The 25,773-nt window shown below is 72.5% G+C and carries 22 protein-coding genes and 2 pseudogenes; 9 read left to right on the top strand and 15 right to left on the bottom strand.

The features are described 5' to 3' along the window. The first annotated feature begins 22 nt into the window (after nucleotides 1-22). Nucleotides 23-490 carry a VOC family protein gene (locus tag JOD66_RS24705; protein WP_204839434.1) on the top strand — a complete coding sequence of 156 codons (468 nt, stop codon included), beginning with the start codon at nucleotides 23-25 and terminating at the stop codon, nucleotides 488-490. A gap of 110 nt (nucleotides 491-600) precedes the next feature. Then, a complete protein-coding gene (gene panB, locus JOD66_RS24700; RefSeq protein ID WP_204839433.1) occupies nucleotides 601-1,446 on the top strand; it encodes a 3-methyl-2-oxobutanoate hydroxymethyltransferase in 846 nt (281 codons plus the stop codon). Nucleotides 1,447-1,483: 37 nt separating this feature from the next. Here the strand turns inward: panB and JOD66_RS24695 are convergent, their stop codons facing one another. Genes JOD66_RS24695 through JOD66_RS24685 form a run of 3 tightly spaced genes read right to left on the bottom strand, consistent with a single transcriptional unit; the run spans nucleotide 1,484 to nucleotide 5,337 of the window. Next, nucleotides 1,484-2,176 (bottom strand): hypothetical protein, encoded by a 693-nt coding sequence (locus JOD66_RS24695; RefSeq protein WP_204839432.1) that lies wholly within the window; start codon nucleotides 2,174-2,176, stop codon nucleotides 1,484-1,486. A gap of 5 nt (nucleotides 2,177-2,181) precedes the next feature. Next, nucleotides 2,182-4,209: a M3 family metallopeptidase gene (locus tag JOD66_RS24690; protein WP_204839431.1), complete on the bottom strand. Its 2,028-nt coding sequence runs from the start codon at nucleotides 4,207-4,209 to the stop codon at nucleotides 2,182-2,184. A 9-nt stretch (nucleotides 4,210-4,218) separates the two neighbouring features. After that, the gene (locus JOD66_RS24685; protein ID WP_204839430.1) at nucleotides 4,219-5,337 is read right to left on the bottom strand and encodes a lysozyme family protein; all 1,119 of its coding nucleotides are present in this window, start codon (nucleotides 5,335-5,337) and stop codon (nucleotides 4,219-4,221) included. Nucleotides 5,338-5,497: 160 nt separating this feature from the next. On the opposite strand from JOD66_RS24685, the gene JOD66_RS24680 reads away from it, so the two are divergent. After that, nucleotides 5,498-6,172, top strand: coding sequence for a thymidine kinase (locus JOD66_RS24680; RefSeq protein WP_204839429.1), 675 nt, complete (start codon nucleotides 5,498-5,500; stop codon nucleotides 6,170-6,172). Here JOD66_RS24680 and JOD66_RS24675 read toward each other — a convergent pair whose 3' ends face one another. Genes JOD66_RS24675 through JOD66_RS24650 form a run of 6 tightly spaced genes read right to left on the bottom strand, consistent with a single transcriptional unit; the run spans nucleotide 6,173 to nucleotide 12,983 of the window. Beyond that, nucleotides 6,173-6,994, bottom strand: a complete 822-nt coding sequence (locus tag JOD66_RS24675) for a hypothetical protein (protein ID WP_204839428.1) — start codon at nucleotides 6,992-6,994, stop codon at nucleotides 6,173-6,175. Nucleotides 6,995-7,048: 54 nt separating this feature from the next. Then, a complete protein-coding gene (locus tag JOD66_RS24670) occupies nucleotides 7,049-7,846 on the bottom strand; it encodes a hypothetical protein (RefSeq protein WP_204839427.1) in 798 nt (265 codons plus the stop codon). A gap of 50 nt (nucleotides 7,847-7,896) precedes the next feature. Continuing rightward, nucleotides 7,897-9,033: an alkaline phosphatase family protein gene (locus JOD66_RS24665; RefSeq protein WP_204839426.1), complete on the bottom strand. Its 1,137-nt coding sequence runs from the start codon at nucleotides 9,031-9,033 to the stop codon at nucleotides 7,897-7,899. Between the two features lie 4 nt (nucleotides 9,034-9,037). After that, nucleotides 9,038-9,607, bottom strand: coding sequence for a DUF5998 family protein (locus JOD66_RS24660; protein ID WP_204839425.1), 570 nt, complete (start codon nucleotides 9,605-9,607; stop codon nucleotides 9,038-9,040). A 47-nt stretch (nucleotides 9,608-9,654) separates the two neighbouring features. Beyond that, nucleotides 9,655-12,375, bottom strand: a complete 2,721-nt coding sequence (locus tag JOD66_RS24655; protein WP_204839424.1) for a bifunctional acetate--CoA ligase family protein/GNAT family N-acetyltransferase — start codon at nucleotides 12,373-12,375, stop codon at nucleotides 9,655-9,657. A 32-nt stretch (nucleotides 12,376-12,407) separates the two neighbouring features. Further along, on the bottom strand, nucleotides 12,408-12,983 hold the full coding sequence (locus tag JOD66_RS24650) for a dihydrofolate reductase family protein (RefSeq protein ID WP_239547058.1): 576 nt from the start codon (nucleotides 12,981-12,983) through the stop codon (nucleotides 12,408-12,410). 104 nt (nucleotides 12,984-13,087) lie between these two features. On the opposite strand from JOD66_RS24650, the pseudogene JOD66_RS29755 reads away from it, so the two are divergent. From JOD66_RS29755 to JOD66_RS24620, 5 genes and pseudogenes are all read left to right on the top strand, one after another. Then, nucleotides 13,088-14,683: pseudogene (locus JOD66_RS29755) on the top strand (DNA gyrase subunit A); the annotation flags it as partial. 36 nt (nucleotides 14,684-14,719) lie between these two features. Beyond that, nucleotides 14,720-16,825 (top strand): annotated as a pseudogene (locus tag JOD66_RS29750) (DNA gyrase subunit A); the annotation flags it as partial. A 4-nt stretch (nucleotides 16,826-16,829) separates the two neighbouring features. Beyond that, entirely contained in the window at nucleotides 16,830-17,552 is a 723-nt protein-coding gene (locus tag JOD66_RS24630) for an LppX_LprAFG lipoprotein (protein ID WP_204839422.1), read from the top strand. A gap of 10 nt (nucleotides 17,553-17,562) precedes the next feature. Next, a complete protein-coding gene (locus JOD66_RS24625) occupies nucleotides 17,563-19,272 on the top strand; it encodes an MFS transporter (RefSeq protein WP_204839421.1) in 1,710 nt (569 codons plus the stop codon). 10 nt (nucleotides 19,273-19,282) lie between these two features. Beyond that, nucleotides 19,283-19,777, top strand: coding sequence for a beta-class carbonic anhydrase (locus JOD66_RS24620; protein WP_204839420.1), 495 nt, complete (start codon nucleotides 19,283-19,285; stop codon nucleotides 19,775-19,777). Between the two features lie 5 nt (nucleotides 19,778-19,782). Here JOD66_RS24620 and JOD66_RS24615 read toward each other — a convergent pair whose 3' ends face one another. Genes JOD66_RS24615 through sfnG form a run of 6 tightly spaced genes read right to left on the bottom strand, consistent with a single transcriptional unit; the run spans nucleotide 19,783 to nucleotide 24,678 of the window. Further along, nucleotides 19,783-20,154 (bottom strand): hypothetical protein, encoded by a 372-nt coding sequence (locus JOD66_RS24615; RefSeq protein ID WP_204839419.1) that lies wholly within the window; start codon nucleotides 20,152-20,154, stop codon nucleotides 19,783-19,785. A 28-nt stretch (nucleotides 20,155-20,182) separates the two neighbouring features. Then, complete coding sequence (locus tag JOD66_RS24610; RefSeq protein WP_204839418.1) at nucleotides 20,183-20,692, bottom strand: flavin reductase family protein; 510 nt, start codon at nucleotides 20,690-20,692, stop codon at nucleotides 20,183-20,185. Beyond that, the gene (locus JOD66_RS24605) at nucleotides 20,689-21,180 is read right to left on the bottom strand and encodes an NAD(P)H-dependent oxidoreductase (protein WP_204839417.1); all 492 of its coding nucleotides are present in this window, start codon (nucleotides 21,178-21,180) and stop codon (nucleotides 20,689-20,691) included. The genes JOD66_RS24610 and JOD66_RS24605 overlap by 4 nt, the downstream gene beginning before the upstream one ends. Next, nucleotides 21,177-22,334, bottom strand: coding sequence for an LLM class flavin-dependent oxidoreductase (locus tag JOD66_RS24600; protein ID WP_204839416.1), 1,158 nt, complete (start codon nucleotides 22,332-22,334; stop codon nucleotides 21,177-21,179). The genes JOD66_RS24605 and JOD66_RS24600 overlap by 4 nt, the downstream gene beginning before the upstream one ends. Nucleotides 22,335-22,363: 29 nt before the next feature. Then, the gene (locus JOD66_RS24595; RefSeq protein WP_204839415.1) at nucleotides 22,364-23,560 is read right to left on the bottom strand and encodes an SfnB family sulfur acquisition oxidoreductase; all 1,197 of its coding nucleotides are present in this window, start codon (nucleotides 23,558-23,560) and stop codon (nucleotides 22,364-22,366) included. Further along, a complete protein-coding gene (sfnG, locus tag JOD66_RS24590; RefSeq protein ID WP_204839414.1) occupies nucleotides 23,560-24,678 on the bottom strand; it encodes a dimethylsulfone monooxygenase SfnG in 1,119 nt (372 codons plus the stop codon). Before sfnG ends, JOD66_RS24595 begins: the two co-directional genes overlap by 1 nt. Nucleotides 24,679-24,868: 190 nt before the next feature. Here sfnG and JOD66_RS24585 point away from each other — a divergent pair, with 190 nt between their 5' ends. Next, the gene (locus tag JOD66_RS24585; RefSeq protein WP_204839413.1) at nucleotides 24,869-25,771 is read left to right on the top strand and encodes a LysR family transcriptional regulator; all 903 of its coding nucleotides are present in this window, start codon (nucleotides 24,869-24,871) and stop codon (nucleotides 25,769-25,771) included. The last annotated feature ends 2 nt before the right edge of the window (nucleotides 25,772-25,773 follow it).

The raw sequence follows: 25,773 nt of genomic DNA, 5'->3' as shown, positions 1-25,773 counted from the left end.
CCCGGCACCGGTCTGCACCCGCATGAGCCTCGCGACCAGCCACATCCAGCCCTGCCTGTGGTTCGACGACCGGCTGGAGGAGGCGGCGCGCTTCTACACCGCGATCTTCCCGAACTCCTCGATCAGCCATCTCGGACCGGTGGCCGGCGAGTTCACCCTCGACGGGCTCACCTTCCGCGGCGTCAACGGCGGCCCCGAGCTCGCGTTCTCGGAGGCGGTGTCCTTCTCGATCGTGTGCCGGGACCAGTCCGAGGTGGACTACTACTGGGACTCCCTCGCCGACGGCGGCCAGGAGTCGGTGTGCGGGTGGCTCAAGGACCGGTTCGGGCTGTCCTGGCAGGTGGTGCCGACCCGGCTCCACGACCTGCTCGCCGATCCCGACCCCGATCGGGCCGAGGCCGTCAGTCGGGCCCTGCTCGGCATGCGCCGGATCGTGGTCGCCGAGCTCGAGGCGGCGGCGGACGCGGCCGCTCCGAGGGCCGCGGGGTGACGGAGCACACAGCGCGCCGGGCCGTCGTACCGCACTAGCCTCGTGGGTGCCCGTCAACGAACGTGGACCCGCACCCGCGGGCCGCGAGTCACCAGGAACGGAGCTCGACGATGAGCAGCACCACCCCCGAAGAGACCGCCCCGTACGGCGGGTCCGCACCGATCAGGCGGATCCGCACCCATCACCTTCGAGAGCTCAAGCAGCGCGGCGAGCGCTTCTCGATGCTCACCAGCTACGACCAGCTGACCGCGCAGATCTTCGACGAGGCCGGCATCGAGGTCCTCCTCGTCGGCGACAGCGCGTCCAACAACGTCCTCGGCAACAGCACCTCGATCCCGGTCACGGTCGACGAGCTGCTCCCCCTGACCCGCGCGGTCAGCCGCTCCGTGTCGCGCGCCCTGGTGGTGGGCGACCTGCCGTTCGGCTCCTACCAGGCCTCGCCGGAGCAGGGCTACCTCACCGCTGCCCGGTTCATGAAGGAGGGCGGCGCCCACTGCGTGAAGCTCGAGGGCGGCGTCGAGATGACCCCGCAGATCGAGCGGATGACCCGCGGCGGCATCCCGGTCATGGCCCACATCGGGTTCACCCCGCAGTCCGAGCACGCCCTCGGCGGCTACCGGGTCCAGGGCCGTGGCGACGCCGCCGAGCGGATCCTGCGCGACGCCTTCGCCGTCCAGGAGGCCGGCGCCTTCGCGGTCGTGATGGAGATGGTCCCTGGCGACGTCGCCGCCGAGGTCACCGCCAAGCTCGAGATCCCGACCATCGGCATCGGCGCCGGCAGCCGCTGCGACGGCCAGGTCCTGGTCTGGCAGGACGCCTTCGGTCTGCGCACCGGCAAGCTGCCCCGCTTCGTCAAGCAGTACGCCGACCTGCGCTCGGTGCTCCTCGACGCGGCCAAGGACTACGACGCCGAGGTGAAGTCGGGCGCCTTCCCGGGGCCCGAGCACACCTTCTGACCGAGTTGGGTCGGTGAGAGTGACCTGGGAGTCACCCTCACCCACCCAACCTCAGGCTGCGGGCACACCCAGCAGCCTCAGGTCCCGTGCGACCCGCTCCGGCTCGTCCCGCAGCTCCCGCGCAGTCGGTGAACCGGAGCCGTCCATCCGCGTCGCGTCGGCGCACCTGACGCATGGGCTCGGCCAGCCGGGCAGCACGGCACATCCGCCGCACGTCCAGCTCGGCGGTCGACTGCGCACCACCCCCGATCTCCACCAGCGCGCGACGGAACCTGTCGGCGCCACGGAGCGGCTGCATGCGGCCGATCCACTCCTCCAGCCGCCTCGGCGACGTCAGCCCTTGCTGGACGACCGCCGCCAGCACACCTTCCGCGACCCGCGGGTTCCGCCGGGTCGAGGCGAAGCGCAGCACCGCGGGCTCGACGCGGCACACGGGCAGTCCGCCGCCGCGCCGCCGCCAGTCCCGCAGCGGCCGGCGCGTCCGCACGAAAACCACACCCGGGTGCCCAGCCCCGACGGAGGAGCCGTGCGGGACGAGGATCGTCACGGCGTCGCGATGCCAGTTCCGCAGCCCGGCCACCTCGGCCGCGGACAGGTCACCGACCAAGGCTTCCGGGCCACCGTGGAGCACGCCGAGCCAGAGCAGCTGCCGACGGGACAGCTCGCCGGTCGTCGGGGACCACGCCCCGAAGCATCCGCCATCGTGCGCGACCACGCGCACGTCCTCCACAGGGCTCAGCCGAGCCCGCGCCGTTCCAGCAACGGCTCGATCGGCGCGGGCCGGCCCCGCCACTCGGCGTACGACTCCAGCGGGTCGCGGGTGCCGCCGATGCCGATCACGTGGCGCAGGTAGGTCTCGCCGTTCTCCCGGGTCAGCCCGCCGTGGTCGCGGAACCAGGCCACCGTGTCGGCGTCGAGGACCTCGCTCCAGATGTAGGAGTAGTAGGCCGAGGCGTAGCCGGAGCTGAAGCTGTGGGCGAAGTACGGCGTGGCATAGCGCGGTGGCACCGCCGGGTTGTCGAGCCCGGCCGCGGCGAGCGCGCGCCGCTCGAAGGCGGCGACCTCCTCGACCGAGGTGGGCACCTCGTCGGGGCCGAGCTCGTGCCAGGCCAGGTCGATCAGCGCCGCGCCGAGGTACTCGCTCGTCGCGAAGCCCTCGTTGAAGGTCTCGGCCGCGCGCAGCCGCTCGACCACCTCGGCCGGGATCGGCTCGCCCGTCTCGTGGTGGACGGCGTAGCTGGCGAGGACCTCGGGCCACAGCACCCACATCTCGTTGACCTGCGAGGGGTACTCGACGAAGTCGCGGAAGACCGCGGTCCCGCCGAACTTGGGGTACGTCGCGCGGGCGAGCAGCCCGTGCAGGGCGTGGCCGAACTCGTGGAACAGGGTGCGGGTCTCGTCCCAGGTCAGCAGCGTCGCCTCCCCAGCGGCCGGCTTGGGCACGTTGAGGTTGTTGACGACGACGGAGGTGTCGACGCCGAGCAGGCCCGACTGGGTCACGAAGCTGCTCATCCAGGCGCCGCCGCGCTTGGTGTCGCGGGTGTAGAGGTCGAGCAGGTAGAGGCCGATCGGGGTCCCGTCGCGGCTGACCTCGAAGACCCGCACGTCGGGGTGGTAGCCCGGCAGGTCGGGCCGCTCCTCGAAGGTCAGCCCGTAGAGGCGGCCGGCCGCGAAGAAGACGCCGTCGCGCAGCACCCGCTCGGCCTCGAGCCACGGGCGCAGCGCGGCCAGGTCGACGTCGTACCGGGCGCCGCGGACCCGCTCGGCGTAGAACGGCCAGTCCCAGGGCTCGACCGGGAAGCCGGCGAGCTCGGACATCGCGTCCTGCTCGGCCCGCGCGTTGCGGGCCGCGGGTACGGCGAGCCGCTCCAGGAGGGAGCGCACCGCCTCGGGCGTGCCGGCCGTGTTGTCGGCCGTGACCGCCGCCGCGTGGTTGGCGAAGCCGAGCAGCCGGGCACGCTGGGCGCGCAGCCGCAGGATGTCGAGGGCGATGGCGCGGGTGTCGTGCTCGCCGCCGCGGCTGCCGCGGCCGCGCTGGGCCTCGGAGAGCCTGCGGCGCAGGTCGCGGTCGGTGAGCGAGGCGAGGTGCGGGTGCGCGGTGGGCAGCACCAGGGTGAGCAGGTGGCGCCCGTCGAGGCCGCGCGCCACGGCAGCCGCGGCGGCGGCCGAGATCTCGCCCGGGGTGAGTCCGTCGAGCTCGGCGACGTCGTCGACGACGACGGCCAGGTCGTTGCTGTCGGCCTGCAGGGCCAGCTCGAAGGCCGTCTCCTGGCTGGAGATCCGCTCGTTGAGCTCGCGGAGCCGGGCCTTGTCGTCGTCGCCCAGGGCGGCGCCGGCGAGTCGGAACTCGGTGACATAGCGCTCGACGAGGTAGGCGGCCTCGGGGTCGAGGCCCGCTCGGTCGTCGTAGACGGCCTGGAGCCGGGCCCACAGCGCGGGGTCGAGCAGGATCGCGTCGCCGTGGGCGGCGAGCCGGGGCGCGAAGCGCGCGCGCACGCCGTCGATCACCGGGTTGGCGTCGGCGCCGGCCTTGTTCCAGAACACCCGCAGCACGCGGGCCAGCGTCGTCCCGCTCAGCTCGAGCGGGACCAGGGTGTTGGCGAAGGTCGGCGGCGCCGGGTCGTCGCTGATCGCGGCGACCGCGGCGAGCTGCTCGGCCATGGCCGCCTCGATCGCCGGGGCGTAGTCGTCGTCGTCGATGTCGGCGAACCGCGGCAGCTGGTGCGGCAGGTCGCTGGTCCCGAGAAGTGCGTCCGTCGTCACGGACCCACCCTAGAGAGTCGGGCCCGCCTCCGGCGTGGGTTCGGCGCTCGGCTCGGTCGTCGCGGGGACGTCGCCCGGCAGCTCCTCGGTCGGCTGCTCGGTCGGCTGGTCCGTGGGCAGGCTGGGCTCGGGCGTGGGTTCCGGCGTAGGTTCCGGCGTGGGATCGGGCGTCGGCTCCGGCGTGGGCTCGGGCGTGGGCTCCGGCGTCACGGGCGCCGAAACCGTCGGCTCCGGCTGGATCGGCTCCACCCCGAGCGCCGAGCGGGTGCGGGCGAGCACGGTGACCACCTCGGTGCAGCACTCGGGCGCCACGTCGGCGGGTACGGCGTCCGGCACCGCCGCGAGGGCGGACAGCTCCGCGGACTGGGCGCGGTAGTCGGCCACCAGGCGGTTCACCGTGCGGGCGAAGTGGGGGGTGGCGTCGTAGCCGTGGAGCGCCTTGCGCAACGCCTTCGGTCGGGACAGGTCCTTGCCGCTGGCACAGAGCAGGACCGCCGCGCCGAGCGTGGCGTCGTCGAGGTCCTGCACATTGCGCTCGCCGTCGCTGTCGGCGTCGACGGCCACCTGGGACCAGGTCTGCGGCAGCAGCCCCATCGGGCCGAGCGGCGCGTCCCAGCGCGGGTTGCCGTCGAGCTCGCCGGCGTCGGTGTCGGAGACCTCGCTGCGTCCGCCCTTGCCGTTGAGGGCCCGGCCGACCAGGGCCGGCTTGACCCGGCCCCGGGTCGAGATCCGGTGGTCGAGGGTGGCGCCCTGGCCGTGGTTCGAGGCGAGCCTGCCGATGGCGGCCAGCACCAGCCAGTCGAGGTTGCAGGGCGCGGCGGCGTCGATGACGGTCGCCGCGCGCTGGTAGGCCGCCACGGCCGCCGCGGGCGCGTCGGCCAGGCGGTCGTCGTAGCCGCCGGCGGTGGAGACGTTGCGGATCACCACCTCGGGCGCGCTCTCCGCCGCCGGCTCGACCGCCGGCGGCGCGGTGGCGGGCGTCGCGGGCGCGACGCTGTCGGGACCGGTGGCGGCGCTCACCCGGTCCGGCGTCGGGCGCGCGGGCCGGCGATCACCGACCACTCCCGTGGTGGTCAGGACGACGGCGATGGCCGCGAGCACCGAGAGGATGGTGATGGCTCGACGCACGCGGCGTCCGCCGAGCCCGGCGGCGACCCCCATTGTCCACCTGCTTCCTGTTCCTGGACTCGACCAGTGTTCTCCTGAATTCGCGAGATCGCAGCCGATTCAGCAGGACTTCACGGGATCTGCTGCATTTTGTCACCAAGGTGGGTGAGAGGATGCGCCGGTGGCCGAGCTGATCTTCCGTACCGGGACGATGGACGCCGGCAAGTCGACCCTCGCTCTGCAGACCAACCACAACCATGCCGCCCGTGGCCGCCGGGGCCGGCTGTTCACCAGCCACGACCGTGCCGGCACCGCCATGGTCTCGTCGCGGCTGGGCCTGGTCGCCGACGCCGAGGAGGTCGCTCCCGACTTCGACTTCTGGCGCTACACGGTCGACGCGCTCACCCAGGGCGCCCGGATCGACTACCTCATCTGCGACGAGGCGCAGTTCTACACCGCCGCGCAGATCGACCAGCTGGCCAAGGTCGTCGACGAGCTGCAGATCGACGTGTTCTGCTTCGGCATCCTCACCGACTTCCGCACCCGCCTGTTCCCCGGCTCCGCGCGCCTCGTCGAGCTCGCCGACCGCACCGAGGTGCTCCAGGTCGAGGCGCTGTGCTGGTGCGGCAAGCGCGCCACCCACAACGCCCGCACCGAGAACGGCGTCATGGTCACCGAGGGCGAGGTCATCGTGGTCGGCGACGTCGAGGACGCCGGCCACCCGCCCGCCGCGGCCGACGACGCCGACATCGAGGTCGCCTACGAGGTGCTGTGCCGCCAGCACCACCGGCGCGGCATGACAGCGGCCCGGGCGCGGGCGGTCAGCCTGTCACCCGAGCCGCTGCCGTTCACCTGATCAGCAGGCGCTGTAGGTGCGTGCCAGCGTCTTCTTCTTGCCGTTGTCGAGCTTGACCTCGACGCTCAGCTGCGTCGCCCCGGCCGGGATCCCCGCCACGACGTACGGCGCGCCCTTCTTGGCCTTCTTCGCGGCCTTAGCGAGCTTCGCGCCCTTCAGCTTCTTCACGGTCGCGCCATTGGCCTTGACCTTGACCCACTTCACGTCGTCGACCTTCTTCGCCAGCTTCTTCGTCAGGGCGACGGGAGTCGAGTGGGTGGTGCAGTCGATCTGGTAGCCGAGCCCGACGTACTTGCCGGCATTGCCGGACGCGGGTGTGGTCGCAGACGACGTGCCGGGCTGCATGACCGAGATCTTCCAGGCGGCGGGCTGAACGAAGGAGACCACCTCGATCCTGACCTGGTCGCCGACGGCGAACGCGACGTTGTCGAGGTCGAGGACCCCTGCCTCGAGCTCAGCGAGCTCCGCGGTGTCGTCCTCGCTCGCGTAGTCGGCGGCGACGCACGCGCCGTTGCGATAGGCGTAGATGGCGAAGGTCTCGACCGTGGACATGCCCTCGACGGACCCGGTCAGCACGATGCGACGCGGCCCGTTCGACTGGGAGACGAACTGCACCGCGTCGTAGGTCACCGGAGAGCCAGTGGCGGAGCCCGCGGGATCGCACTGGTCGGTCGCGACCTTCGGCTCAGTGAAGATCTTCGAAGAGTCGGTGCCCTCGACGGTGCCGCTGAAGGTCTCATCGGCGTGGGCGGCTGAGACGCCGAACGTCATCGGGAGCAGGACGGCAGCGCCGAACGCCGCCAGGAAGTGGGGGGTCTTCATGGGATCCGACGCTAGGCCCTGCCGTGCGTGCTGTCCGCCGAACGGCGAACCTCCTCAGCAGGAGCTGTAGGCCCGGCTCGCCCGGCGCTTCTTGGCACCCTTGACCTTCACCACGACCTCGACCGACGTCGCGCTCGCGGGCACGCCGCGCAGCAGCACACCCTTCCGGGCGGCCTTCCGCATCCCGCGGGCCTTGACCTTGGCGACCTTCACGCCACCGGCGCGGAACACGAGCTGGGTGAGCACGCCGCTGCGGGCGAGCCTCTTGCCCTTCTTGGTGAGCTTCGCGTGCGCCGTGCCGGTGCCGCAGAGGACCTGAGCGGGCAGGGCGACGTACTTCGTCGCCTTGCCGGTGCCGGGACCGTTGTTGGAGCCGGGCTGGAGGACGTCGAGCGTCCACGGCGTCGTGCGGCCGGCGGACTCGCTGATCTCGTCGCCGATGTAGACGTCGACCCGGTCGCCCTTGGCGATCTGGACCCCGTCGACGTCGACCTTCATGGGCGGGTCCCAGTCGGAGTCGTCGTCGGGGGCGTAGTCGGCAGCGACGCAGACGCCGTTGCGGAACACCCAGACGGGCGGCGTAGGGTCGCTCGGGGCGATCAGCACGAACCGACGCGGACCGTCGGTGGTGGACACGAAGGACACCTTGTCGACCCGGGAGGTGTAGCTGCCGTCCCCGGGACCGCAGGTGTCAGTGGCGTAGTCAGGCCAGCTCAGCGGCACGCTCGCGGGCGGGTCGCTGGAGTCGAGGACGCCGGAGTAGTGCTGGTCGGCGTGGGCCGGCGGCACCGCCAGCGCGAGGGGCGCGAGCGTGGCGGCGCACAGCACGGCGAGGACCCGAGAGAGCTTCACGCGCGCAGGCTACCCGGCGTCAGCGCGCCTCGAGCCCGTCGGGTACGGCGTCAGTCGACGAGGACCGGGATCAGCATCTCGTCGGGGGTCAGCGAGCCGTGCATGCCGATCAGCTTGTTCTCGTAGGGAAAGCCGTCGGTCGACAGCACCGCGAAGTCACCGCGGCAGGCCACCACCACGTCGCCGATGCGCGGCAGCACCGACGGGTCGACCGGTCCGAACCAGCCGCGGCCGATCGCCTCGGACCGGCTGAGCACCTCGGCCCGCTCCCCCAGCCGCTCACGCCAGGTCGCGACCACGTCGGGGACCGCGCCGCCGGTGCAGTAGAGGTGGCGGAAGCGTGCCTCGCCACCGACCAGGGCGACGCCGGCGCGCAGGTCGTCGTCGGCCGACACGTCGAGCCGGGCCGAGGCGGGTACGTCGACCATGCCGTGGTCGGCGATCACCACCAGGCGGCGGTCGGCGGGCAGCGCCTCGCGCAGCTGCTCGGCCTCGTGGTCGATCATCGCGAGCTGCTGCAGCCACTGGCTCGACGCGACCCCCCAGCGGTGGCCGGTCCAGTCGAGGTCGCCGTCGTAGACGTAGGTCAGCGTGGGCTGGCGCGGGGACGCGGCGGACGCGGCGACCACGGCGGCGATCCGCTCGCCGACCCGGTCCACGCCGACGTACTCCGCGCCGCGGTGGGCCGCCACGGTCAGCCCGCTGCCGTTGAACTCCCGCTTGTTGACCACCGTCACCCGCACGCCCGCTGCCTGCAGCGACGAGAACGTGGTCTGGTGCGGCTGCCACTGGACCGGGTCGACGTCGCCGTCCCAGAGCAGCGCGTTGAGCAGCTCGCTGGTGCCGGGGATGCGCGTGGTGAAGCCGACCAGGCCGTGGGCGCCGGGGGTGAGCCCGGTGCCGAGCGTGGTGAGCGACGTCGACGTGGTCGACGGCACGCTGGCGGTCGCCGGCGCGGAGCTCTCCAGCAGCGAGGAGAGGTACGGCGCCGCGTGGGCGTAGCGCTCGAGCAGCCGGGCGCCGAGCCCGTCGATCAGGAAGACGACGTACGACGACGCCTCGGGCAGCACCAGCCCGGTCGGCGCCGGCCCGAGCGGGCTGCCGAGGGCGTGCGCCGCGGCCGGGACGATGTCGCCGAGCGAGCGGACGCCGTACGCCGGCTCGCAGAAGGCGGCGGCGACCTCCACCCGGTCAGCCCCTCGTCAGCGCCGACAGCGACGCGGCGAAGGAGAGCAGCCCGCCGACCGCGTCGGTGCCGTCGGCGGCGGCCGAGACGCGCAGCGAGAAGTCGTCGGACGACAGGGTGCCGGTGTAGCCGTGGTCGGCCTCGCACTGCGGGTCGTTGCATCCGGCCGGCTCGAGGTCGACCCGGTTGACCGCGCCCCAGCCGATGGTGAGCACCGCCTCGGCGGGCGGGCGCGGGCCGGCGGTGGGGTTGGTCGTCATCCGGGTGACCACGACGGAGGCCACCGACCGGAGACTGACCGCCTCGGTCGAGGTGGAGGTGTACGGCTCGGGCAGCAGGTCGTCGCCGGCGTGCTCGTCGGTGTGGGCCAGGATCAGCCGCGACGGCGTCAGCACGATCACGGTCTGGTGGCGGCGTACCTCGTCGCGCTCGAAGGTCGGCTCGTGGTGCACGTAGTAGGACACCACGGTCTCGCCGGCCACCGCGCCGGCGACCGCGTCGGAGACGACCTCCGGGTAGTAGCCGGTACGGTCGATCGCAGCGCTCAGCTCGGCGCCCCGGTCCCGGTCAGTCATGGGCGCATCCTCCCACGACCGTCGCCGGCGCCGACGGACGACCACTCCTACTCCGGGATCGTGGTGACCAGGTCCGGCATCCGGCGCACCAGCGAGTCGGGCCGGGGGTCCTTGACCGCGGCGACCCGGACCGAGGCCGTGAGCACCGCGGCGGAGTCGACGCCGGCGAGCACCAGCGACAGCTCGAGCGCGCTGACCTGCGGCAGGTCGCCCTGCAGCGCGGCGACCTTGGTGATCAGCTCCTCGATCGCCGCGACGTTGACGGGATCGGCGCCGCGGTAGCCGAACAGCAGCGGCGAGCTCTTCACCTCGCGCACCATCCCGGACACCTCGTGGGCGCTCAGCGGCGGGATCCGGTAGGACCAGTCCCCCAGCAGGTCGATGACCGGGCCGGAGATGCCGAACGAGACGACCGGCCCGAACAGCGGGTCCTCGAAGGAGCGCACCGAGATGGGGACGCCGGTCGGGGCGTTGCGCTGCACCACGAAGCGCCCGACCGCGGGGTCGACCAGGCCGGCGAGGTAGTCCCAGGCCTCCCGCATGTCGCGCTCGTCGGGGATGTTGCGCCACACGTGGATCTGGTCGGGTCGCTCGCGCACCGACGACAGGGTCGACTTCAGCACGACGTCCCAGCCGAGCCGCTCTCCGGCGGCCACGGCCGCGTCGACGTCGGCGACCGCCTCGGAGGGCCACAGCTCGATGCCGTAGGCGTGCAGCAGGGCGGTGACCTGGTCCTGGTCGAGCTCGACCTCGCGGTCGGCGGCGACCACCTCGGGGTCGGCCAGCACCCGGTCGACGAGGCGGCGACCGCTGCGCGCGTCGACCTCGCCGGCGTCGGCGGCCGGGCCGTCGGGGGCGTGCAGCCACACGGCGTACTCGACGACGCGGGCCAGGGCCCGGACCGCCGCCTCGACCGCCGGGTACGACGGCACCGAGCCACGCCCCGCCGAGGAGCCGGCGACGTCGGGGACCCGCAGCAGCTCGGGGATGCCCTCGGCGCCGAGGAAGGAGGAGACGAGCGGCTTGTCGGACTGCTCCCCCACGGCCGCGAGCACGTTGGCGACCTCCTCGCCGGACACGTCGAGGGGCGGGATGTAGACGGCGATCACGGAGTCGACGTCGGGGTCGTCGATGGCGTCGTCGAGGGCGTCCTCGAAGTCCTCGGCGGTGGCGTCGGCGCCGAGGGCGACCGAGCGGTTGACGACCAGGCCGACCGCGGATGCCGCGTCGGCGGCGAGCAGCCCGAGCGCGTCGGAGTTGCCGACGATCGCGACCCGGCGCCCCCGCGGGAGCGGCTGGTGGGCGAGCAGCTGGGCGACGTCGAACATGTCGTCGAGGGTGTCGACCTGGATCACGCCCGCCTGACGGAACATCGCGTCGACCGCGGCCTGCGGGGCCCCGATCCGGCGGACGGTGTGGCCCATCGGCACGCCCTGCGTGGTCCGGCCGGACCGGACCGCGACGATCGGCTTGCGGGCCGAGACCCGGCGCGCGATCCGGGAGAACTTGCGCGGGTTTCCGATGGACTCGAGGTACATCATCACGACCTCGGTGGCGTCGTCCTCCTCCCAGTACTGCAGGAGGTCGTTGCCGGACACGTCGGCGCGGTTGCCGGCGCTGACGAAGGTGGAGATGCCGAGACCGCGGTTCTTGACCTTCTCCAGGATCGCCGAGCCGAGCGCGCCGGACTGGCAGAAGAAGCCCGCGCGGCCGCGGGCCGGCATCACCGACGACAGCGAGGCGTTGACCTGCACCACCGGGTCGGTGTTGAGCACGCCCAGGCAGTTGGGCCCGATCAGCCGCAGCCCGTAGGAGCGGCACAGCCCCGCGAGGTGACGCTGCCGCTTGCGGCCCTCCTCACCGGTCTCGGCGAAGCCCGAGGAGATGACGATCAGGCCGTGCACGCCCTTGTTGGCGCAGTCGAGCACCACGTCGGTCACCGCGTCGGCCGGGACCGCGACGATCGCGACGTCGACGTCGTCGGGGATCTCGTTGACGTTCTTGTACGCCGGGATGCCGGACACCGCGGGCGCGCTCGGGTTGACGACGTAGACCCGGCCGGTGAAGTCACCGTTGACCAGGTTGCGCACCAGCACCTGGCCGATGGTGTCCTGCCGGCGGCTGGCGCCGATGATCGCGACCGAGCGCGGGTGGAAGAAGCGGTGGATCGACGCGGCCTCGGCGGCGTGCTCGCGGTCGCGCATCACGCCGATCGCTGTGTCGGTCGGGTCGATCGGGAACTCGAGGGTGATCACGCCGTCGTGGTAGCCGCTGACCACCTTGTAGCCCGCGTCGCGGAAGGTCTGGATCATCCGCGAGTTGTCGGGCAGCACCTCCGCGGTGAACCGCTCCACCCCGCGCTCGCGCCCGGCCTGGGCGAGATGCTCGAGGAGCAGCTGGGCGATGCCGCGGCCCTGGTGCTCGTCCTCCACGAGGAAGGCGACCTCGGCCTCGCGGTTCGCCACCATGTCGTAGCGGCCGACGGCGATCATCCGCTCCTGCAGGATCAGCACCAGCGCCACCCGGTCGCGGTGGTCGACGTGGGTGAACCGGCGTACGTCGCGCTCGGAGAGCACCGGCATCGGCGAGAAGAAGCGGTAGTACTTCGACTCGTCGGAGACCCGGGCGTAGAACTCGACGAGCAGCTCGTCGTCCTCGGCCCGGATCGGCCGGATGTGGGCGGTCCGGCCGTCGCGGAGCAGGACGTCGCCCTCCCAGTGCGCGGGCGGCGCCTCGATCTCGTCCGTCGGCGTCGGGTCGGGGCTCACAGGGAGAAATCTATCGGCCCCGACCAGACCCGTCAGCGCCGCACGCGGTACTGGAGGTGCAGCACGCGCTCGCCCTGCACCACGACGTCCGGATCCTCGAGCAGGTGCTGCCCCTGGACCGACCCGAAGTAGCGCTTCCCGGACCCGAAGACCACCGGGACGACGTCGATCGCGACCACGTCCACCAGGCCCGCCGCGAGCGCCTGTCCGCCCACGTCGCCGGCGCAGATCGCCAGCACGCCGTCGCCGGCCCGCCGCCTCCCCTCCTCGACCGCGGCCGCGACGTCGTCGAAGAACGGGACGTCGGCCTCGGGGTGCCAGCCCTCCGGCTTGGGCCGGTGCGAGACCACCAGCAGGTGCTCCCCCGCCGGCGGCGTCGCCTCCCACCCGTTGGTCTGGTCGAACAGCCGGCGCCCCTGGATGATCGCCCGGATGCTGCGCCACATCGGGCGCACGTAGCCCGCCGACGCCTCCGAGACGGCGAACGGCCCGTGCTCGGCCCCGTCGGTGAGCGGGTGGTCGCCGTTGAAGTACCAGTCGAAGAGCGGGCCCACGTCGTCGTTGTCGTCCGCGATGAAGCCGTCGAGGGACGCCACCGCATGCATCATCACCGTCGCCATGGTGGGGCAGACCGGTCGCGCGGGCCCGAATCATCGCGGCCCACGGCGTGCCCCTGCCACGCGTGTCGGACCCACCCGGAAGAATGCCCCCCATGGCACGGCGCACCAAGCAGGATCCCCTCCCCGAGGACTTCGAGGAGCACATCCTCGACACCGACATCCGCGACGAGATGCAGTCGTCCTTCCTGGAGTACGCCTACTCCGTCATCTACTCCCGCGCCCTGCCCGACGCGCGCGACGGGCTGAAGCCGGTGCAGCGCCGGATCCTCTACACGATGAACGACATGAGCCTCCGGCCCGACCGGGGGCATGTGAAGTCCGCCCGCGTCGTCGGCGAGGTCATGGGTCGGCTGCACCCTCACGGCGACGGGGCGATCTACGACGCCCTGGTCCGCACCGCCCAGTCGTGGTCGCTGCGGCTGCCGTTCATCGACGGACACGGCAACTTCGGATCGCCCGACGACCCGCCGGCCGCGATGCGGTACTGCCTGACCGGCGACGCCCGGGTCCGGCTCGCCGACGGTGGCTCGGTCCGGATCGACGAGCTCGTCGCCCTGCCCGAGAACGCCGAGGCCGACGCCGACTTCGAGGTGCTCGACAAGGACGGCAAGGCCGTCCGCGTCACCAAGGTGTTCAACTCCGGCACCCACCCGATCAAGCGGGTCACGACGCGCAGCGGCCACTCGATCGCCGGCAGCCACAACCATCCACTCCTGTGCCTCGTCCCGATCGCGGGTGTGCCGATGTTCCAGTGGCGTCGCCTCGACGAGATCACACCGGGGACCGTCGTCTGCCTGGCCCGCAACGCCTGGGTCACCGAGATCCCGATGGCCTACGAGATGATGCTCGGCACGCTGCTCGGCGGCTGGGCCTCCGAGGGCTTCGCCAGCGCCGCGCGCGCCGGGTTCAGCAACACCGACCACGAGTACTTCCAGTACGTGGTCGAGGCGTACGACGCGATCGTGGGCGGACCGCGTTACGTCTCCTCGCGCGAGACCCGGCGCTCGGGGCGCGTCATCCACGAGCTCGACATCCAGAACATGCAGGCCTTCGCGGCGAGCCCGCTCGCTCCGCTGATCGGCCATCAGGCCGCCGACAAGTTCATCCCGGAGCTGGTCTGGCAGGGCTCCCCCGGTCTCAAGCGCGCCTTCCTGATGGCGCTGTTCGAGGGCGACGGCGGCGTTCACCAGGTCGGCGGCAACTCGATCACCATCCAGTACTCGACCTACAGCAAGGTGCTCGCCGCCGGGATTCAGGAGCTGCTCCTCGAGTTCGGTGTCCACAGCAACCTGACCCACTACCTCCGGGGCGAGTACCGGATCGTGATCTCGGGGCTCCACAACCTGCACGCGTTCGCGGAGCGGGTGGGATTCCTGACCGAGAAGCGCCGGAAGCTGGAAGGCCTGCTCCGCGGCTTGCCGCGCTACACCCACCGGCTCTCGCGCGACTTCGCGCCCTACGTCGCCGACTACGTCCGCGACTCCCTGGGCGAGGGCCGGGGCACCGGCAAGTCCTGGCTCCTGCAACACAACTTCGACCGCATGGAACGCTGGCAGGCCGACCGCAGTCTGCTGGTGACGAAGTTCAAGGATCCGGAGGTCCTCGCCGTCGTGGCGTCGGTGATGGACTCCGGCTACCGCTTCGTCGAGGTCGCCACGGTCGAGGACGAGGCGCCCGCGCCCGTCTATTCGATCCGGGTCGAAAGCGAGGACCACTCCTTCCTCGCGGGCGGCTTCGTCAACCACAACACCGAGTGCCGGATGGCGCCGCCGGCGCTGGCGATGACCGAGTCGATCGACGAGGACACCGTCGACTTCAAGCCCAACTACGACAGCCGCGAGCACGAGCCGACCGTGCTCCCCTCGGCGATCCCCAACCTCGTCGTCAACGGCACGACCGGCATCGCGGTCGGCATGGCCACCAACATGGCGCCCCACAACCTGGTCGAGGTGGTCCAGGCGCTGCGCCACCTGATCCAGCACCCCAAGACCGACATCGACGGCCTGATGCGGTTCATCCCGGGCCCCGACCTGCCCACCGGCGGCAAGATCGTGGGCCTCGACGGGATCCGCGACGCCTACGAGACCGGCCGGGGCGTGTTCAAGATGCGGGCGACCGCGCGGGTCGAGACGATCGGGCGGCGCAAGGGCATCGTCGTCACCGAGCTGCCCTACGGCGTCGGCACCGAGAAGGTCGTCGAGCGGATCAAGGTGCTGGTGCAGTCGAAGAAGCTGCAGGGCATCGCCGACATCAAGGACCTCACCGACCGCGAGAACGGCCTGCGGCTGGTGATCGAGGTCAAGAACGGCTTCGTGCCCGAGGCGCTGCTCGAGCAGCTCTACAAGCTGACCCCGCTCGAGGACTCCTTCGGCATCAACAACGTCGCGCTCGTCGACGGCCAGCCTCGCACCATGGGCCTCAAGGAGATGCTCGAGGTCTTCCTCGAGCACCGCTACGACGTCGTCCGGCGCCGCTCGCAGTTCCGCCGCAACAAGAAGGCCGCCCGCCTCCACCTGGTCGACGGCCTGCTGCTGGCCCTCCTCGACATCGACGAGGTGATCCAGGTGATCCGCACGAGCGACAACTCGGCGGCCGCCAAGGAGCGGCTGATGACGGTCTTCGAGCTCTCCGAGGTCCAGGCCGAGTACATCCTCGAGATGCAGCTGCGCCGGCTCACCCGGTTCTCCCGCCTCGAGCTGGAGAAGGAGCAGGAGGAGCTGCGCAAGGAGATCGAGGAGCTCGACGCGATCCTCGCCGACGAGGGCCTGCTCAAGAAGCAGGTCTCCACCGAGCTGGCCGACGTCGCCAAGACCTTCGGCACGCCCCGGCGTACCGTCCTGCTCGAGTCGGCCGGCACCACCGCCGTCGCCGCCGCGGCCGCGCCGCTCGAGGTGGCCGACGACCCGTGCTTCGCGCTGCTCTCCTCGACCGGTCTGCTGGCCCGCACGAGCAGCGCCGACGAGGTCGGCACGGGCGGCGGCCGGGCCAACCACGACGTGGTCGTCTCCGCCGTGCGCACGACCGCACGCGCCGACATCGGCGTGCTCACCTCCGCCGGCCGGCTACTGCGTCTCGCGGTGCTCGACCTGCCCGCGATCCCCCCGTCGGCCAACGAGCCGAACCTCCAGGGCGGCCTGCCGCTCAGCGAGGTGCTCGAGCTGGCCGCCGGCGAGCGGGCGCTGGCGCTCACCACCCTCACCACCGAGGGACCCGGGCTCGCGCTCGGCACCCGGCAGGGCGTCGTCAAGCGGGTCAACCCCGAGGTGCTCAACAAGGACGAGTGGGAGGTCATCTCCCTCAAGGACGGCGACGAGGTGGTCGGCGCGGTCCAGCTGACGACCGGCACCGAGGAGCTGTGCTTCGTCACCTCCGACGCCCAGCTGCTCCACTACGGCGCCGAGAGCGTGCGGCCGCAGGGCCGCTCGGGCGGCGGCATGGCCGGCGTCCGGGTGACCGAGCGCGAGCGGGTGGTCTGGTTCGGCGTCCTCGACCTCAACTCCCCCGGCGGCGTGGTCCTGGTGACCTCGTCCGGCTCCGCGACCGCCCTGCCCGGCACCGAGCCGTGCTCGGTGAAGGTGACCGACTTCTGGGAGTACCCCGCCAAGGGCCGGGCCACCGGCGGCGTGCGCTGCCACCGCTTCCTCAAGGGCGAGGACACCCTGGTGTTCGCCTGGGCGGGTCCCGCGCCCGCGCGGGCCGCGGCCGCGAGCGGCGCGCCGGTCGACCTGCCGGAGGCCACCGGCCGCCGCGACGGCTCCGGCGTCCCCGGCAGCCAGGCGCTCGCCGCGGCCGCCGGTCCGCTGCAGGTCACCTTGGGTGTGTCAGGGTGAGCGCATGACGACCCCGACCCGCGTGGCCGCCGGCCTGCTCACCTCCGTGCTCGCCGTCGCCGGCCTGTCCGCGTGCTCCGGTGACGACGGCGGCGGTGGCTCGACCAAGGCCGACTCCTGGTCCGACGCGGGCGCCAAGGCCAAGCAGCTGCTCGACGACACCAGCGGCATCGAGGTCTCGCTCTCGACCGGCGACGACCCCGGCACCGACTACCTCTCGTCCGCGAGCGGCACCATCGTCGCCGACCCGCCGGCCTTCGAGGGCACCGTCGCGGGCCGGGTCAGCGGCTTCGAGGCCAGCTCGATCGACGTGATCTCCGTCGACGGCACGCTGTGGATCAACGCCCCCATCCTGGGCTGGACCGACCAGTACCAGCCGGCCGACCTGTGCGCGCCCGACCCGGCCAAGCTGCTCGACCCGGCGACCGGGGTCGCGACCGTGCTCACCAGCAGCACCGGCGTGAAGGCCGGGAAGTCCGAGCGCGGCGGCACGGACAACAAGGAGATCTTCCACACCTACGCCGGCACCGCCACGGGCGACTCGATCCGCGCGATCCTGCCGTGCGCCGAGGGCGACGAGTTCGAGGCGACCTACCGTCTCGACGACGACGGCTACCTGCGCACCGCCCGGCTCACCGGCGTCTTCTTCAAGGACTCCGAGCCGCTGACCTACACCATCGACGTCACGAAGTACGACGTCACGAAGGACATCTCGGCTCCGAAGTGAGCCGCCACCGATGAGCGCCGCCAACCGGCTGCTGCTGGCCTTCTGCACGCTCGCCGTCGCCTTCGCGGCGGTCGACACCTATGTCGTCGTGCTGGCGCTGCCCGACATGATGGCCGGCGCGGGGATCCCGGTCGAGGAGCTGCAGCGGGCCGCGCCGATCGTGTCCGGCTTCCTGCTGGGCTACGTCGCCATCCTGCCGCTGATCGGCCGGATCGCGGACCTGCGCGGCCAGGTCCCGGTGCTGGCGATGTCCCTCGTCGTGTTCGCCGCGGGCTCGCTCGTGACGGCGATCTCCTACGACCTGCCGTCGATGGTGGCCGGCCGGTTCCTGCAGGGCGTGGGCGGCGGCGGGCTGGTCCCGGCGACCATGTCCCTGGTCGCCGCGCTCTACCCCGTCGAGCGGCGCGGGCTCCCCCTCGGCATCGTCTCCGCGGTCCAGGAGTTCGGCAGCGTCCTCGGCCCGCTGTTCGGCGCCTTGGTGCTGTCCTTCACCTCGTGGCGCGGGATCTTCGCGGTCAACCTGGCCGTCGGCGCGCTGCTGGCCGTCGCCGTCGGCGTGGTCGCCCGGCGTACCGACGCGGCGGACCGGCCCCGGCCCCGGCGCCTCCCCGACCTGGTCGGCATCCTGCTGCTCGCCGTCACCCTGGTCGCCGGCTTCCTCACCTTCGTCGAGCCGGGCGGACTCCAGCGCGACCTCAGCTGGGGCCGGCTGTTCATCCCGTACGTCGACGGCGGCAGCCGGTGGGTCACCCCGGTCGGGGTCGCCACCATCGCCGCCTTCGTGCTGCTCGTCGCCTGGTGCTGGCTCCGGCCGCGGGCGCTGGTCGACCTGCGCGGCTGGCTGCGCCACCTGCTCGCGGCCGACCTGCTCGGCGCCGGCCTGCTCGCGGTGGTCCTCGGCGGCATCGTGCTGGCCTTCGCGACGGCCGACCCCGAGGTGGCGGTCTTCTCCCCGCAGGGTCCGTGGTTCCTCACCGGCTCCGCGGTGGCGCTGGTCCTGCTCGTGCTCCACCTGCGCCGCGCCGACGCGCCGATCGTGCCCCGCGGCGCGCTGCGCCCGGTCCCGGCCTGGGGCGCCCTCGCGGTCAGCTTCCTGGTCGGCTGGGCGCTGATCGCCGCGCTCGTCGACATCCCGCTCTTCGCCCGCACCACCACCGAGAAGGACTCCCAGCTCGGCGCGGCGCTGGTGCTGCTGCGCTTCCTGGCCGCGCTGCCCGTCGGCGCCGTCGTGGGCGGCTGGCTGCTGCGCCGCGTCAACGCCGGTGTCCTGACCGCCGCCGGCATGCTCGCCGCCAGCGGCTCCTTCCTGTTGATGGGCCAGTGGGACGCCCACAGCCTGGAGCAGCTCAGCGCCACCTTGCCCCTGGTCGTGGGCGGCTTCGGCTTCGGCCTGGCCCTGGCCCCGGTCAATGCCGCGATCCTGGCGACCACCTCCGACGACGCCCACGGCGTGGCCAGCGCGCTCGTCGTCGTCGCCCGGATGGTCGGCATGCTGGTCGGCATCTCCGCGCTGACCACGATCGGCCTGCGCCGCCTGTACGCCGCCCGGGCCGCCGATCCGAGCCTGGGCCTCAGCGAGCTCGGCATCGTCCAGGAGCAGGCGGTGTTCCGGGGCGCGGCGGTCGCCGCCCTCGCCGCCGCCGTCCTCGCCGTGGCGCTGCTCTCCCGCGCCCCCACTCGCGACGTGGACACGGCCGAGGTGCTGCGCGCGGGCCGCTAACCTGAGGGTCATGGGTGACTTCGACGATCTGCTGAAGGCGAACCGCGACTACGCCGAGACCTTCGACCAGGGCGGGTTCGACGGCAAGGCCCATGCCGGTGTCGCGATCGTGACCTGCATGGACTCCCGCATCGACCCGCTGCGCATGCTCGGCCTCGACTACGGCGACGCCAAGATCTTCCGCAACCCGGGAGGCCGGGTCACCGAGGCCGCCCTCGAGGCGCTCGTGCTCGGCGCCCACCTGCTCAACGTGGACCGGATCCTGGTGATCCCCCACACCCGCTGCGCGATGGCGTCGAGCACCGAGGCCCAGATCCACGAGAAGATCGGCGCCGCCGTCGGCCACGACGTGACCTGGCACGCCTTCCACGTGATCGCCGACCAGAAGGCGACCCTGGCCGAGGACGTCCGGAAGGTGACCTCGCACCCGCTCATCCCCGACACCGTCAAGGTCGGCGGGTTCATCTACGACGTCGACACGGGCCTGCTCAGCCAGCAGGTCTGAGCCTCCTACAGCAGGTCCCGCAGCCGCTGGTCGACCAGCGCGCCGGGCAGCTCGGCGAGGCCGCCCCGCAGCGCCCCGAGGTCGCCGATCGCGGTGACCCGGTCCAGCAGCGCCGTGGTGGCGCCGACCGGGTCGGCGCCGAGCGGCACGTCCAGCAGCAGCGGGCAGTCAACGGCCCCGCCGTCGGGCTCGGGCGGGAGCGCGCTCGTCCAGCAGCCCACCTCGAGCCGCAGCGGGGCGGTCGGGCCGACGCCGTCGGCCAGCACGTCGACGTACCAGAGCAGCTCGCCGACGGGGATCCGCAGGTGGCCGCGCCGGGCCTTGGCTCCCCGGGCCTTGAGCAGCTTCACGACGGCGGTGCGGTCGGCTGTGCTCATGGCCACATGCTGGCACATGCCGAGATGGTCAGGCCGACGCGGTCAGCCTCCCGAAGCCACTGCGGTGGAAGACCAGCGGCTGGGCGGTGTCGGCGTGGTCGACGGCGTGCAGCTCGAGCAGGACCAGGGTGTGGTCGCCGGCCTCGACCTCGGCGTGGATGGTGCAGTCGAAGCGCGCCAGGCCGTCGGACAGCAGCACCGCGCCGGCCGGGCTCACCGTGACCTCGACGTCGTCGAACCGGTGCGCCACCGGGCCGGCGAGCCGGCGGCACACCTCACCGTGGTGCTCGGCCAGGATGGTGAGCCCGAGGTGGTCGGCACGGCGCAGGTCGGGCCAGGTCTTCGAGGTGTTCGCGACCGAGAACGACACCAGCGGCGGGTCCAGGCTGACCGAGGTGAACGAGCTCGCGGCGAGCCCGACCAGGGCGCCGTCGACCTCCGCGGCGACCGCGACCACGCCGCTCGGGAAGACGCCGAACGCCTCCCGCAGCCGCACCGGGTCGAGGTCCTGGTTGGTGGTCAGCGCGGTGACGCTCATGCCGACTCCCCCGCGAGGGCGGCGACGACGGGCCGGACCTGGTCCAGCCAGGCGGCGACCGCGGCCGGGTCGTCGTGCTGGCTGTCGAGGACGTAGAGGCCGCGCACGGTGGTGAAGCCGAGCTCGGCGAGCACCGGGCGCAGGCTCAGCTCGGGTGCGAGGGCGTGGCCGGGCCCCGCCCCCAGCATCAGCGGTACGGCGACCGCGGCCCGGGGGCGCGCCTCGAACCGGTCGAGGAAGAGCTTGAGCAGGCCGGTGTAGGTCGCCTTGTAGGTCGGGCAGGCGAAGACGACCAGGTCGGCCTCCCCCACCCGCTGGACCAGGTCCCGGGCCTCGGGGTCGTCCCAGGCCAGCAACCCGGCCCCGACGGTGGCCAGGTCGACGACCAGGTCCGGCGGGGCGCCGGTCAGCTCGGTGGCGACCAGGTTTGCGGCGGCGAGGGTGCGCGACGCCGGCTTGGGGTTGCCGACCACGACGGCGGTGCTCACGAGACCACCTGCCGGGCGCCGAAGGGCACCGCCGAGACCGACGGCCCCGCGGGCGCCGGGTGCGACCACCGGCCGCGCCGGGCCAGCTCGGGCAGCACGCCCTCGCCGAACCAGTACGCCTCCTCGAGGTGGGGATATCCCGACAGCACGAACTCGGAGATGCCCACCTCGGCGTACTGCTCGACGAGGTCGGCGATCTCGGTGAAGCTGCCGACCATCGCGGTCCCGGCGCCACCGCGCACCAGGCCGACCCCGGCCCACAGGTTCGGGTGGATCACCAGGTCGTCCCTGCTGCCGCCGTTGAGCTCCAGCATCCGCGCCTGGCCGACCGACTCGCTGCGGCGCAGCCCGGCCTGGACCTGGGCGATCTGCTCGTCGCTGATGCCGGCGAGAAGCCGGTCCGCCTCGGCCCAGGCCGCCTCGGAGGTGTCGCGGGCGATGGTGTGCAGCCGGATGCCGAAGCGCAGCTCACGCCCCTCGTCGGCCGCCAGCTTGGAGACCCACTCGATCTTCTCCCGTACGGCGGCCGGCGGCTCGCCCCAGGTCAGGTAGACGTCGACGTGCTTGGCGGCGACCCGGCCCGCCGCGGACGACGACCCGCCGAAGTAGATCTCCGGCAGCGGGTCGGGGATCTGGGCCAGCACCGCGTCGTCGAGCCGGTAGTGGGCGCCCTCGTGGGTCAACGTCTCGCCGGACCACAGCGCCCGGACCAGGTGCAGGAACTCGTCGCAACGCTCGTAGCGCTCCTCCTTGTCGAGGTGGTCGCCGTACATCCGCTGCTCGTGGGACTCGCCGCCGGTGACGACGTTGAGCAGCAGCCGGCCACCAGACAGGTTCTGGAAGGTGCCGGCCATCTGCGCGGCGAGGAAGGGCGAGGTGAGGCCGGGGCGGAAGGCGACGAGGAACTTCAGCCGCTCCGACACCGAGCTGAGCATCGCGGTGGAGACCCAGGCGTCCTGACACCAGGCGCCGGTCGGGGTCAGCGCGGCCTCGAAGCCGAGCTGCTCGGCGCTGCGCGCGATCTGGCCGAGGTAGCCGACCGAGTTCGGCCGCTCGCCGGTGAAGGGGTTGACGCCGTGGCCCCCGCCCACCACCTGTCGTCCGTCGCCGCCGTTGGTGGGCAGGAACCAGTGGAACTTGAGCTGCTGTGTCATGTCGTCCTTCTGCGAGTCGCGGTGGATGGTCAGAGCTGGCCGTGGTTCGGGGGCAGCCGGCCGTCGAGGGCCCAGTGGCCGAGGTGGCGCACCTTCCAGGCGGCCGGGTCGTGCAGGGTGTGGGTGCGGGCGTTGCGCCAGTGGCGGTGCAGGTTGAGCGCGTCGAGCGCGGCGCGGGTGCCGCTGACCTCGAACAGGCGCGTGGACGCCTCGAGGCTGGCGCTGGTCGTGGCCGCTCGGGCCGCCGCGACGGCGAGGCTCGCGGCGCCCGCCGACTCGGCGTCGAGGTCGGCGTCGGCCCGGTCGACGGCGCGCCCGGCCTCGGCGACCAGCGCCTCGGCTGCCCGCACCGCGAGCTCGAGCTCGCCGAACGCCTGCACCACCGTCGGGTCGTCGGCGTGCCGGGAGATGCCGAGCTCGGCGAGCGCGTCCGGGTAGGGCCGGCTCTTGGTGGTGACGAACTCCGCCGCGTCGGCCAGCGCGGCCCGGGCGATGCCCGCGTCCAGCGCGGCGTGCAGCAGCTGGGCGAAGGCGCCGTAGGTCTGCGGGCCCTCGAAGGTCAGGTGGTAAGGCGTGACCCGGTCGGCGCGCACGGCCACCCCGTCGAGACGGACCGTGCCGCTGGCCGTGGTCCGCTGGCCCATGCCGTTCCAGTCGTCGACGACGGTGACGCCCGGCGCGTGCCGCTCGACCCAGGCGACATGGAGCGGGCCGCCCTCGCCGAGCCGCGCCAGCACCGGGATCCAGTCGGCGAGCAGCGCCCCGGTGGCGTAGCCCTTCTCCCCGTCGAGCACCCAGTCACCGGCGCCGTCAGGGCGCAGCGTGGTGCGGTAGTCGCGCACGTGGCGGGTGCCGATCTCGGACTGCGCGTTGCCGAACCGCCTGCCGGACAGCACCTCACCGAAGAGGAAGGCCTGCTGCTCGGGCGTGCCCTGGTGGCGCAGCGCGTTGACGTAGACGAAGTGGCTGTGCGGGATCTGCGCGATGCTCGGGTCGCCCGTGGCCAGCAGCCGGAACAGCTCCGCCACCTCCGAGGCCGCTAGCCCCGCGCCGCCGTACGCCGCCGGCACGGTCACCGCGAGCAGCCCGGAGGCGGACAGCTCGGCGAGCTCGTCGACGGGCAGCTGCCGCTCGGCGTCGCGCGCGGCGGCGCCCTTGGCGAAGCGCTCCCCCAGCTCGGCGGCCGCGGCGCGCGCCTCGGGCGCGGTGAGGACGGGGACCGGCATCAGACCCGCTCCAGCTCCGCGGCCTCGAGCTCGCGCACGATCGGCAGCACCTCGCGGCCGAAGTACTGCACGTCCTCCTGGAAGTGCAGGAAGCCGAGCAGGAACAGGTCGACGCCGCGGCGCTTGTACTCCAGCATCCGGTGGGCGATCTGCTCCGGCGTGCCGATCAGGCCGGTGCGGAAGCCGTCGTTGTACTGGACCAGGTCGGCGAACTCGGAGTCCTGCCACATGCCGACCTTGTCGCCCGTGGACTGGCCGGCCTGCTTGACCGCGGACCCGAAGCCCTCGACCGCCTCGCGGTCGGCCTTGTCCACGATCTCGCGCAGCACGTCGCGGGCCTCGGCCTCGGTGTCACGGCCGATGAGGAAGCCGTTGACGCCGAAGCGCACCTGGCCGGCCCGGCCGTTGACGGCGGCGACGTCGCTGACGTCGTGGATCTGCTCGGCGATGCCCTCGGGCGTGTTGCCGTTCATGAAGTACCAGTCGGCGACCCGGCCGCCCATGCCGCGAGCGTCGGTGGAGTTGCCGCCCATGAAGATCTCCGGGTGGGCGCGCCCGGGGACCTCGTAGGGCTTGGGCTTGAGGTCGAAGTCGTGCAGCCGGTAGAAGTCGCCGTTGAGCTCGGCGTGGTCGCTGGTCCAGATCTCGCGCAGGTAGCGGATGAACTCCTCCGAGCGGCGGTAGCGCTCGCCGTGCTCCAGCCAGGGCTCGCCGAGCTTGGTGAACTCGTCCTTGAACCAGCCGCTGACGACGTTCACGCAGAAGCGGCCCTTGGTGTACTGGTCGGAGCTGGCGACCAGCTTCGCGAGCACCCCGGGCTGCCACAGGCCCGGGTGGACGGCGGCGATCACCTTGAGCCGCTCGGTCGCCAGCGCGATCGCGAGGCTGATCGAGGTCGACTCGTGCTGGTAGGCGGCGCCGTACGACGCGATGTAGCGCACCTGCGAGAGCGCGTAGTCGAAGCCGTTGGCCTCGGCGAGCCGGGCCAGCTCGAGGTTGTAGTCGAGGCCCCAGTCGGTGCGCTGCTCGATCTTGCTCACCACGAGGCCGCCGCTCACGTTGGGCACCCAGTAGGCGAACTTCAGGGGCTCGGGTGCGCGGGTCTGGCTGCTGGTCATCACTGCTCCTCAATCCGGGTATGTAGATCAGATTGCTCGACTTTGGCGAGTCGGACAAGGCCCGGCGCCGTCGCGATCGACGACGGAGCCATCGGCCCTGCCTCTCACTCCGCCGCGATGCGGTCGCCGGCGTGCTGCGCTACGCTTTCCATAGTAACTCACTCGAATTAATGCATCACAAGGGGGCATCGTGAGGATCGAGCAGCTGGAGTACGTCGCGGCCGTGACCCAGCACGGGTCGCTGCGACGGGCGAGCGAGAGCCTGCACATCTCGCAGCCCGCCCTCAGCGAGGCCGTGAGCAAGCTGGAGCGCGAGCTCGGGGTGACCCTGCTCGACCGCCGGCGCACCGGCGCGCGGATCAGCCGCCAGGGACTGGACCTGCTGCCGAGCATGGTGGCGGTGCTCGATGCGGTCGACCGGCTCCGGACCACGGCCGGCGACCAGCACAACGTGAGCCGCACGGTGCGCATCGGCACCGTCAACGCGGCCACCTCGACCCTGCTGGTGCCGGCGTCCCGCGACTTCCAGGACACCGCCCCGAATGCGACCGTCGAGGTGCTCAACGTGCAGCAGGCCGAGATCCACCAGGGCCTGCTCGAGGGCTCCCTGGACCTCGGCCTGGTCAACCTGCTGGCCGGCGACGAGCCCGCCCACGACCTGATGGGCACCGACCTGCTGCACGGCCGGCCGGTCGTCGTGCTGCCGACCGACCATCCGCTGGCCGCCGCGGACGAGGTCAGCGTCGAGCAGCTGCGCGAGGAGCGGTTCGTGGCGATGCGGTCGGGCTACGTGATGCACCGCTTCGCGCACCGGATCTTCGGCAGCCGGCTGCCGCGGGTGTGCCACACCACCGACGGCGCCGAGATGGGCAAGTTCATGGTCTCCCAGGGCCTGGGGGTCACCGTGCTCCCCGACTACAGCGTGACCGGCGACCCGCTGGAGCTCGCCGGGCTGATCACCTCGCGCCCGATCGCCGGTGACGCCACCCGGGTGACCCTGGTGCTGCTGCGGCGCAAGGGCGACCACGTGCGGGCCGCGGTCCGCGACCTCCACGCGGCGCTGGTCGCGCACGCGCGGAGGCTCGCGGCCTGACC

It is taken from the genome of Nocardioides nitrophenolicus, from assembly GCF_016907515.1.
Taxonomy (GTDB): domain Bacteria; phylum Actinomycetota; class Actinomycetes; order Propionibacteriales; family Nocardioidaceae; genus Nocardioides; species Nocardioides nitrophenolicus.
This window is presented reverse-complemented; position numbering and strand designations above follow the sequence as displayed.